The 10,584-nt window shown below is 66.7% G+C and carries 8 protein-coding genes; 4 read left to right on the top strand and 4 right to left on the bottom strand.

The features are described 5' to 3' along the window. On the bottom strand, positions 1-1,019 hold a 1,019-nt coding region (locus AC1D12_RS13480; protein WP_477840925.1), incomplete at its 3' end, for a hypothetical protein. Positions 1,020-1,197: 178 nt separating this feature from the next. On the opposite strand from AC1D12_RS13480, the gene AC1D12_RS13475 reads away from it, so the two are divergent. Together AC1D12_RS13475 and AC1D12_RS13470 are read left to right on the top strand one after the other, a co-directional pair. Beyond that, entirely contained in the window at positions 1,198-1,629 is a 432-nt protein-coding gene (locus AC1D12_RS13475) for a DUF1841 family protein (RefSeq protein ID WP_477826936.1), read from the top strand. A gap of 121 nt (positions 1,630-1,750) precedes the next feature. Continuing rightward, complete coding sequence (locus AC1D12_RS13470; protein ID WP_477840923.1) at positions 1,751-3,547, top strand: glycosyl hydrolase family 18 protein; 1,797 nt, start codon at positions 1,751-1,753, stop codon at positions 3,545-3,547. Positions 3,548-3,560: 13 nt separating this feature from the next. Here AC1D12_RS13470 and AC1D12_RS13465 read toward each other — a convergent pair whose 3' ends face one another. The 3 genes from AC1D12_RS13465 to AC1D12_RS13455 form a co-directional block, all read right to left on the bottom strand. Beyond that, the gene (locus AC1D12_RS13465; protein WP_477840921.1) at positions 3,561-4,976 is read right to left on the bottom strand and encodes an FAD-binding oxidoreductase; all 1,416 of its coding nucleotides are present in this window, start codon (positions 4,974-4,976) and stop codon (positions 3,561-3,563) included. Beyond that, on the bottom strand, positions 4,976-6,544 hold the full coding sequence (locus AC1D12_RS13460; RefSeq protein WP_477840919.1) for an ABC transporter substrate-binding protein: 1,569 nt from the start codon (positions 6,542-6,544) through the stop codon (positions 4,976-4,978). Before AC1D12_RS13460 ends, AC1D12_RS13465 begins: the two co-directional genes overlap by 1 nt. Before the next feature lie 118 nt (positions 6,545-6,662). Continuing rightward, positions 6,663-7,325, bottom strand: a complete 663-nt coding sequence (locus AC1D12_RS13455; protein WP_477840927.1) for a c-type cytochrome — start codon at positions 7,323-7,325, stop codon at positions 6,663-6,665. Positions 7,326-7,451: 126 nt separating this feature from the next. Between AC1D12_RS13455 and AC1D12_RS13450 the strand changes: the two genes are divergently transcribed. Both AC1D12_RS13450 and AC1D12_RS13445 read left to right on the top strand, forming a co-directional pair. Further along, positions 7,452-8,306: an AAA family ATPase gene (locus AC1D12_RS13450; RefSeq protein WP_047503055.1), complete on the top strand. Its 855-nt coding sequence runs from the start codon at positions 7,452-7,454 to the stop codon at positions 8,304-8,306. A gap of 92 nt (positions 8,307-8,398) precedes the next feature. After that, positions 8,399-10,402, top strand: coding sequence for a S9 family peptidase (locus AC1D12_RS13445; protein WP_477840916.1), 2,004 nt, complete (start codon positions 8,399-8,401; stop codon positions 10,400-10,402). The last annotated feature ends 182 nt before the right edge of the window (positions 10,403-10,584 follow it).

The following is a 10,584-nucleotide window of genomic DNA, read 5'->3' as shown; positions in this document are numbered from 1 at the left end:
GCCGAATCCTCTCCGACAGTCGACGCTACCCTTTGGCCTCGATCGTTCGTGGGCTTGCGGATACCCGACCGTTCCAGGTCAATGATGTTCTTGCCGATCAGGGGGTAGAGTTCCCCCGGAAGAGGTACCGGAGAGGAAAGGCAGATTGCGGCCAGCTGCGCCCTGCGACGCCCCTTGTTCGCATCGAGCTGCTTCAGCACGGCGGCCAGCAGCGAATCGTCACCGTGTGAGTTCGAATCCTTGAGGGAATAGGGCAACRACTCGCACAAGGTGCACGACCTCTCCAGCAGCGCCAAAGCCTCGGAATGGCATGCATCGTTCAGCTCGACCTGGCCCAGATTCAGGCTCTCGATCCGCAGGGGGTACCACTTGGTCGCAGCCAGGAAACACGCCACACCGTCGGCGGTGAAAGCCGTGTTCCCAGCGAGGTTCAGATGAACAAGCTTCGAGGGCTCATCTGAATGGAGGTCCACGGCAAACAGAACTTCGGAAATGACAGCCAAGTCGGTGTTCTGCAGCTTGGAACCATCGAGACGCAAGGAAGTCATGACGCTGCTCGAGCGGACGGCCCACAGAAGTTGCCTGAGCGTCGCGGACGGCATCACTGGCCGCCCGCGGACCTCCTTCGTGCCACTGAGCGCCTGCTCGCCAAGATCCAGAACGCTCAGTTGGCTGCCCGGCGCCTTCACAAGCTCGGCAATCAACTCGATGTGAAGGGGACCCATCCAKCGAAGCCCCCCGCCTTGCTCGATCGACATTCCGTGAAGGTCAAGCTTGGTCAGCGGGAGATGAGCCTTGGCGCCCAGGAGTATCGGACTCAGCCTCGGCAATATGGCACCCCGGAGAATCAAGGCACATGGCGGGCAGCCCGCGTGCGCCAGCACCTGCTGGAGCTTTTCGACATGCTTCGGCTCCAGCCCCCTTCCTGCCAGGTCGATCACCCGCGGTTCCTCGCACCCCTGCAGCCTCTCAATGACCGTCTCAACGTTGTGCTCGCCAAGGATCTCAAGCCAGGACATGCGCTTCTTTTGTGATGAGGCAACGGGTGTCGTCAGGGCAGTTCGCGGTGTTTGAAGTGAAGTTCGCATAGGGGATCCGACCGGCAAATCCCTTGAGTGAACATTCCGCCGCAACAGGTTCCACGCCCCCAGCACCCCCACGCCAACCCGGCCGCCGCGGCTCGGCGAAAATCCCCCCATGTTCGCCCCCACCCAGCACGACGTCCGCCGCTTCTTCTGCGAGACCTACCGCAAGCAGCGCGACAGCCTGCCACTGACGCCGATGGAGGCCGTGGCCGCCGACTGGATCGCCGGCCATCCGGAGTACCACGCCGACCTCGCCGATGAAGCAGCGGCGCTGGCCAAGGTCTACGAGGTCGAAGACGGCCGCACCAACCCCTTCCTGCACCTGTCGATGCACCTGTCGATCAGCGAGCAGGTCAGCATCGACCAGCCAACCGGCATCAAGCAGGCGTATGCGCTGCTCGCCGCCAGGCGCGGCTCGGCGCACGAGGCGCAGCACGAGATGATGGAGTGCCTGGGCGAGATGATCTGGGCCTCGCAGCGCAGCGGCCTGCCGCCGGACGGGCACAAGTACATCGACTGCGTGAGGCGCCGCGCGACGCGCTGAACCGCCGGTGAGACCGGCGCGTTACCAACGCTACGGTTTGCTGACAATTGCCAACGCGCAGATCGGTCACCATGGGGCTATGAAAGCCCTTTCAAAACTCCGCCCCTACCGTGCCGGCTTCGTGGCCTCGCTTGCCTGCGTCAGCTTCGCCTGCCTCGTCGCCACCTCGCAGGCCGATGCCGCGCCGTTCGTGCTGGCCTACACCGATGGCCAGCTCGGCCAGTCGTACACCAACCTGCAGGCCCATCACGCGCAGCTGAGCGCCGTCGGCCTCGGCTCGGCCTACAACCTGACGGCCGCCGGCACGGTCGGCACCGAGGGCCTGACGAACACGACGCGCAGCATCATCAGCTTCGCGAAGGGCAAGGGCCTGCCGCTGTACCCGACCGTCTCGGACTACAGCAACGATGCCGGCGGCTTCRACCCGGCGATCTCGAAGGCGGTGCTCGCCAGCGCGGCCAGCCGCGCGAAGGCGGTGACGAACCTGGTGAGCCTCGCCACGGCGAACGGTTTTGCGGGCATCGACATCGACCTCGAGGCGGTGCAGCCGTCGGACAAGGCGAACCACAGCGCGTTCATCGCCGCGCTGGCCGGCGGCCTGCATGCGCAGGGGCTGAAGCTCGTGATCAGCATCCCGCCGAAGACCAGCGACAAGGCGCCGGACTACCTGGGCGGCTACGACTACGCGGCGATCGGTGCGGTGGTCGACTACTTCCAGGTGATGACCTACGACGAGGTCGGCCCCGGCTGGGCCAGCAGCGGCTTCAACGGCGAGGTGTGGCCGGGCCCCGAATCGGGCCTGGACTGGCAGAAGGCGATCCTGTCGTACGCGGTGTCGCGCGTGCCGGCCTCGAAGGTGCTGGCCGGCCTGCCGAGCTACGGCTACGACTACAGCACCGGACAGGTGGTGCACTGGTCGAGCTACCCGTCGGTGCTGGCCTCGCATGCCAATGCGGTGCTGCAGCGCGATGCGGCTTCGGCGACGCCGTACGCCACCTGGGGCACGGTGCGCAAGCAGCCGGATGGCACCGAGTGGAGCAATTCGACCAAGCAGCCGGCACTCTGGTACGACGATGCGCAGAGCATCCAGGCCAAGACTGCGCTGGTGAACGCGTACGGCCTGGCCGGCACCAGCGTGTGGGCGATGGGCTATGAAGACGCGAGTTTCTGGTCGGCGGTGAAGGCCGGGCTGGACAACGGCGCGACGGCGCCGCTGAGCATCGACGCATCGGCCGGCACCGGTGGATCGATCGTGCCGAGCGGCACGGTGCAGGTCGTGCAGGGTCGCAGCCAGGGCTTCAGCATCGTGCCGAACGCCGGCTACGACATCAGCTCGGTGACGGTGGATGGCGCGTCGATCGGTGCGGTGACGAGCTACACCTTCAGCGACGTGCAGGCCGGTCATTCGATCCGCGCCGCGTTCACGGCGCGCGGCGGCAGCGGCGACACGCAGATCGAAGCGAGCGGCAGCGGCCAGGTGTGGACGAAGAACACGACGGCGCTATCGAACGCGAACCGCCAGGCGCGAACCGGCATCAACGACGGCAAGCTGACGACCGGCGTCACGCTGAATGCCGCCGGCGAAGGCGAGACGGGCAAGTGGGAAGCGGCCGGCGTCACGTGGACGGCCGCGAAGGCGGTCTCGAAGGTGACCTTCATCAACGGCGCGATCGACAGCTACGGCAACGGCTATTTCGAATCGGGCGTGAGCCTGCAGTACACGACCGACGGCACGCGCTGGATCGAATCGGGCTGGGCGATCGCGACGCCCTACCCCAACAGCGCAGCGGCCGGCGGCGCGAGCTATGCTTTCAGCGGCACACCGCTGGCGGGCGTGCTGGGCGTGCGGATCTCCGGCAAGACCGGCCCGCAGTCGTGGAGCGCGATCGTCAACGAGGTCCAGGTGACAGGCCACTGAGGGCCGGTTCGGCTCACAGGTAGCGCGCCCACAGGCTGTTGCTGAACTTGCCGTCCGGGTCGACGCTGCGCTTGAAGGCGCGCAGCTGCTGCGCCTGCGGATAGGCCGCATCGAACTGCTCGCGGGTCGCGTGCAGCTGGTACGGCAGGTAGTAGCGGCCCTYGTGCGCCAGCGCCAGGTCGATCAGCTCGCGCGTCCACACCGCGACCGCTTCGCAGGCCGCCGCATCGGTGCGCTGCTTGTAGTACAGGACGAACGAGAACACCTCCTCGGGTGCCCAGGCCATCAGCGACAGCGCGTCGGCCGGCGAATGCCGGATCGACACGTTGAGCGCCTGCACCTGGTGCGCGTTCAACACCTGGCCCAGCCGGCGTGCAAACGGCGCGAAATGCCGCGGCGGAATGAAGTACTCCTGCAGCACGTAGGTCGAGGCGCCGCGGCTGGCCGGTTCGAGCGCGGCCACGTCGAGGCTGGCCTCGTGGTTGCGCCACACCACCGCCGGCCCGTTGAAGCGCAGAGGCTCCACCACCGAGCTGCGCAGCGAGCCGCCACCCGGCAGTTCGGTCATCGCCCACAGCACGCCGCGCTCGAGCCGATAACGCCGGCCGCGCGACACCAACCGGGCCGCCTCCGTCACCGGCTTATCGGTGCGGCGCCAGGTCACCGACACCGGCCGGTCGAAGGTCGGCGGCAGCAGGTCGGCGTTGTGCATCACCGCCGTCGTGTCGTCCCGCACATCGTCGTGGAAGTGCTTCGGATAGTCGTCGAGCGTGAGCACTCGCACGTTGCGCTCCATGCGCAGGTTGTCGACCAGGTCGAGCTCCACTTCGGTGATCACGCCGACCGCGCCATAGCCGCCGAGCGCGGCGCGGAACAGCTCGCCGTTCTGCGTTCGATCCGCCTCGACGACGCTGCCGTCGGCCAGCACCAGCTGCAACGCGCGGACCGAGTTGCTGACCGGGCCATTGCCGACATAGCGGCCATGCGCATTCACCGAGACCGAGCCGCCGATCGTGAAGTTGGCATAGCTCTGCATCGTCTGCACCGCGAGCCCGACCGGATCGATCACCTCCTGCAGGTCGCGCCAGCGCAGCCCGGCCTGCACGCGCACGCGACGCTGCGCCACGTCCAGGCTGATGATGCGGTTCATCTGCCGCATGTCGAGCTGCAGCCCGCCGGCCAGCGCAGTCTGCCCGCCCATGCTGTAGCGGCCTCCGCCGACGCTCACGCGGCCGGGCCACGCCCTCAGCTCACGCGCCACCGCCTCGGTGTCCGTCGGCACCGCCACCCGCGCCACCTCGACGGTGTAGAGCGCGGTGACGTTGGCCACCAGCGTGCCCGCAGCGCACAGGCGCGGCCACGCGCCGCCGGCCAGGAAACCGGCACCGGCCAGCGCCTGCACCAGCAGGCGCCGTCGCGACAGCGGCATCACTTGATGGTGATCCAGCGCCACTCCAGCCAGTTGTCGGCCCGATGGACAACATCCACGTTCGCCCGCGCCGCCCACGGAATCACCTGCCGGTGCAACGGGATGTTCAGCACCTGCTCGTTGTGCTGCTTCAGCGCGGCCTTGATCAACTGCTCGCGCTTCTTCGGATCAGGCTCACGGCTCGACGCAGCGGCCAGCTCGTCGAACTTCGCGTCCTTCGAGCCGCCCATGTTCCACGCGCCAATGCCACCCTCGCCGCGGCTGCGCAGCACCGGCGTGAACGTCGTCTCCGCATCGGTGATCGAGCCGCCCCAGCCCAGCATGTACATCGACGTGTCGTACTTCTGCACCTTCGGAAAGTAAGTCGCGCGCGGCATCGCGTTGACGCGGATCTTCACGTTCAGCTTGGCCCACATCGACGCGAGCGTCTGGCAGATCTCCTCGTCGTTGATGTAGCGGTTGTTCGGGCAGTCCAGCGTCACCTCGAAGCCCTGTGCATAGCCGGCATCGGCCATCAGCTTCTTCGCGGACTCCAGGTCGAAGGGCAGGCGCTTTTCCAGTTCGGGATCGTTGTAGGCGCCGAGCGCCGATGACGTGATGCCGCCGGTGGGCACGGCCTGTCCGCGCATCAGCTTGGTCTTGATGGTCTCGATGTCGATCGCCTGGTACAAGGCCTTGCGCACGCGCAGGTCCTTGAAGGGGTTCTTGCCCTTGACGCTGCCGTACAGCAGCTCGTCGCGGCTCTGGTCCATGCCGATGAACACGATGCGGTTCTCCGGCCCGTCGATCACCTTCACCGTCGGCGTGCTGCGCAAGCGCGCCACGTCCTGCGGGGCCGGGTCGAGCACGAAGTCGACCTCACCCGACAGCAGCGCCGCCACCCGCGTGGGGTCGCTCTTGATCGGGGTGTACACCACCTCCTGCACGTTGCCTTCGAACTTGCCCCACCACGCGGGGTTGCGCTTGTAGACGGTCTTCACGTCCGGCGCGCGCGAGACCAGCATGTATGGGCCGGTGCCGTTCGCGTTGAACGACGCGTAGCTCTCTTCCTTGTTCTTGAAGTCCAGCGGCTTCACGACCTTGTTCTTCTCGCACCAGGCCTTGCTCATGATCTGCACCAGCGTCGCGTGCTGCAGGAAGATCGGGYTCACCGCGGGCAGGTTGAACTCCACCGTCAGCGCATCGATCTTCTTCGGCTCGCCGAGCGCGTTCGCATACGCCTTGATGTCCGACGTGCCCTCGCGAGCCCGCTGCACCGAGAACACCACGTCGTCGGCGGTGAACGGCGTGCCGTCGTGGAACTTCACGTTCGGCCGCAGCTTCACGCGCCACTGCGTCGGCGCCGTCTGCTGCCACTCGGTGGCCAGCACCGCCTCGATGCCCAGTTGCTTGTCGCGATTGACCAGCGTCTCGTAGACCTGCCCATTGATCGCATTCGTCAGCGACTCGTTCTGCGAATGCGGGTCCATGGTCTGCGCGTCGCCCTGCGTGGCCCAGCGCAGGGTTTGGGCGTGTGCGCCGGCGCACAGCATGGCGCCCAGGCAAAGCATCGGAATCCAGCGTTTCATGAAGCAGATCTCCCGGAAGGTGGATGGCATGAAGTGCCGCAGTCTACGGTGCGAATTCCGCGCGCCCAAGTAAAAACGCCGCTGGGTCGCAGCGGCGTTTTGCATATGGGGGAAGGGATCAGCGGAAGCGCGACTGGGGCACCGTGTGCAGTTCGCTCGGCAGCGAGGCCAAGTACTGCGCCAGCGTCTTCAGCTCGGCATGCGAGAACTGCTTGACCTGGCCGACCATGATCGCGTTGCTGCGGCCGATCTGCGGGTTGCCGTTGGTCTGGTAGGCCTTCAGCGCGACGAACAGGTAGTCGGCGTGCTGGCCGGCGAGCTTCGGGTAGCTGCCGTCGATCGGCTTGCTGAAGTTCTCGCCGTGGCACGACACGCAGTTGCCCTTCTTGAGCAACGCATCGACCTCCGGCGTGGCCTTGGCCTTCTCGGCGAGCTGGGGCTGCTCCTTCGGCAATTGTTCGTAGAAGGCCGCGAGGTCGGCCATGTCCTGGTCGGTGAGCGGCGCGGCGACGGCGCGCATCGTCGGGTGCTTGCGCTCACCCTTCTTGTACTCGCCGAGCGCGGCGACCACGTACTTGGCGCCCTGGCCCGCGATCATCGGCACCTTGTGCACCTCGGGGAAGCTCGCCTGGTAGCCCGGGATGCCGTGGCAGCCGATGCACATCGCGGCTTTCTTCTCGCCGGCCTTGGCATCGCCGGGCTTCACGTCCTGCGCCACGGCCGCACCGGCCAGCAGCAGGGAGGCAGCGATCGCCGGAATCRGAGTCGTCATCTTCATCAGATTCGTCAGGGAAACCAGCTTTGTCATGGCAGCTTTTTGAAGTTGGCGAGGGCTTGTCTTCGAACCGCGGGCGATTATAGGGCCCGCCTTATACTGGTCCGCACCCCCTTCAAACCCTCGCGACGCATGAAGTTCAAAGGCTCCGACAACTACGTCGCCACCGACGACCTGATGCTCGCGGTCAACGCGGCTGCCACGCTGAAGCGGCCGCTGCTGATCAAGGGCGAACCCGGCACCGGCAAGACGATGCTGGCCGAGGAAGTCGCGCAATCGCTGGGCATGCCGCTGYTGCARTGGCACATCAARAGCACCACGAAGGCGCAGCAGGGTYTGTACGAATACGACGCGGTGAGTCGCCTGCGCGACAGCCAGTTGGCCGACGTGGATGGCGGTGCGCGGGTGCACGACATCCACAACTACATCGTGAAGGGCGTGCTGTGGCAGGCCTTCACGGCCGAGCAGCCGGTGGTGCTGCTGATCGACGAGATCGACAAGGCCGACATCGAGTTCCCGAACGACCTGCTGCGCGAGATCGACCGGATGGAGTTCTACGTCTACGAGACGCGCGAGCTGATCCGGGCGAAGCACCGGCCGCTGGTGTTCATCACGTCGAACAACGAGAAAGAGCTGCCCGACGCTTTCCTGCGCCGCTGCTTCTTCCACTACATCCGCTTCCCGGACGCCGACACGATGAAGCGCATCGTCGAGGTGCATTTCCCGTCGCTGAAGAAAGAGCTGCTGGCCGCCGCGCTGCGCAACTTCTACGAGGTGCGCAACCTGCCCGGGCTGAAGAAGAAGCCGAGCACCAGCGAGCTGCTCGACTGGCTGAAGCTGCTGGTGGCCGAGGACATCCCGCTGGAGGTGCTGCAGAGCAAGGACGAGAAGGTGAGCCTGCCGCCGCTGGTGGGCGCGCTGCTGAAGAACGAACAGGATGTGTCGCTGTTCGAGAAGCTCGTGTTCATGCAGAAGCACAACCGATGACGCCTGGCGGGCAGTGGCTCCGGCCTCTCCCCGCCATCCCCCGTCAATCCCGTTTCCCCACGAACGCCGCTCACGAGGCGGCCCGCACCATCATGGCCCGACACAAGACCCTGAGCATCGATGACCTGTGGGCGCTGCAGCGCGTCGGCGGACTGTGCCTGTCGCCCGACGGCGCGCAGGCGGTCTGTTCGGTCGGCAGCTACTCGATGGAGGACAACAAGGGCATGTCGGCCCTGTGGCTGCTGTCGACCTTCGGCGGCGGGCCGCGCCGGCTGACGCAGGCCGGCGAGAAGGATGGCCAGCCGGCCTGGTCGCCGACCGGCGAGCGCATCGCGTTCATCGCGCGGCGCGAGCAGCAGGGCAAGAAGGACGACACGCCGCAGCTGTACGTGATCGCGCCCGATGGCGGCGAGGCGCGCCGCGTCAGCGATTTCGCGCCGGGCGTGGAGGCCTTCAAGTGGTTCCCCGACGGCAAGCGCATCGCGTTCGTCTCGTGGGTGTGGCCGGATGTGCGCGGTGCCGCCGCGCAGGCCAAGCGCCACCAGGCCTTCAAGGACCGCAAGGAAACCGCCTACGTGACGAGCGAGGCGCAGTACCGCTACTGGGACCGCAACCTGCCGATGGAGCGGGTGGCGCACGTGCTGGTGCTCGACGTCGAGAGCGGCCGGGTGCGCGACCTGTTCGAGGGCAGCGGCTACGAGCTGCAGCGCGGCGACCCCGACGCGCATTCGTTCGACATCTCGCCCGACGGCCGGCACGTCGCGTTCGCGTTCGACCCGGCGCCGGAGAAGCGGCTGGACCATTGCAAGTCATTGGCCGAGGTGGTGGTGCGCACCGGCCGCATCGAGGTGATCGCGCAGGACAAGGCCTGGGATTTCGAGGCGCCGCGCTACAGCCCCGATGGCAAGCGCATCGCGTTCCTCGCGAGCCACCAGGGCAAGCGCCACACGATGCCCAACCATGCGGCGGTGCTGCAGCGCGGCATCGACGCGCCGGTCAAGCAGCAGGTGCTGAGCGCCGCCTGGGACCACGCGGTGAACGGGCCGATCCGCTGGTCGGCCGATGGCGAGGCGCTCTACTTCACGGCCGAGGACGAGGGCCGCTGCCACCTGTGGCGTTTCGACATCGCGGCGCGCGAGGCGGCCGTGGTGGCGCGGGGCGGCTGGGTGCAGGGCTTCGACGTGGCGGGCGAGGTGGTCGTGACGGCGGCCGATGCGATGGATCATCCGGCGCGGGTGCATGCGCATCGCGCGGGCGATGAGGCGCCGCAGCGGCTGGAGCGCTTCAACGACGATCTGTTGAAGCCCGTGAAGCTGGGCAGGTACGAGGACGTGCGGTTCAAGGGTGCGCTGGGCGACGAGATCCAGGCCTGGGTGGTGTACCCGCCGGGGTTCGACCCGAAGAAGAAGTACCCGTTGCTGCACAGCATCCATGGCGGTCCGCACGCGGCGGCCGGCGACACCTTCCACTACCGCTGGAACACGCATGTGTTCGCGGCGCAGGGCTATGTGGTGGTGTGCGTGAATTACCACGGCTCGAGCGGTTTCGGCTACGGCTTCCTCGACAGCATCACGCACCGCTGGGGCGAACTGGAGCTGCAGGACGTGGAGGCGACGACCGACCTGATGCTGAAGAAGCCGTACATCGACCGCGGCCGCGTGTTCGCGACGGGCGGCAGCTATGGCGGCTACATGGTGGCGTGGATGAACGGGCACGTGAAGCCGGGCCGCTACCAGGCGTATGTGTGCCATGCGGGCTGCTTCGACTGGACGGCGATGTTCAGCGACGACGCCTACACCTGGCACGCGAAGGAGCTGGGGGCCTGGTACTGGGACGACCAGGCGAAGGTCAACTCGCAGAGCCCGCACGCCTTCGCGAAGAACATGAAGACGCCGACGCTGGTGATCCACGGGGCACTCGACTTCCGGGTGCCGGACCAGCAGGGGCTGGCCTACTACAACACGCTGAAGGCGCGTGGGGTGGATTCACGGCTCGTGTGGTTCCCGGACGAGAACCACTGGATCCTGAAGCCGCGGAACAGCAAGCTCTGGTATTCGGAGTTCTTCGGCTGGCTCTCTTCGCACGACAAGAAGTAGCTTCTCTGTTGTGCTGCGCGCGCGTGGTGCGGCTGGGGGTGGGCTGCGGGGGCTCATGCCCCTGCCGCGCCGCGACGCGCGCGCACAGAAACACCCCTCCACGGTCACTTCAAGAGATTCGAAATGTCCCAGGTGACAGCAAACCGGGGATCCTCCCAGCCCGGCACTCCAGGCCGCTGCGC

The sequence above is a fragment of the Rhizobacter sp. P1_G5 genome (assembly GCF_056405435.1).
The sequence above is the reverse complement of the archived record's forward strand: the minus strand, read 5'-3'. Positions and strand labels throughout refer to the sequence as shown.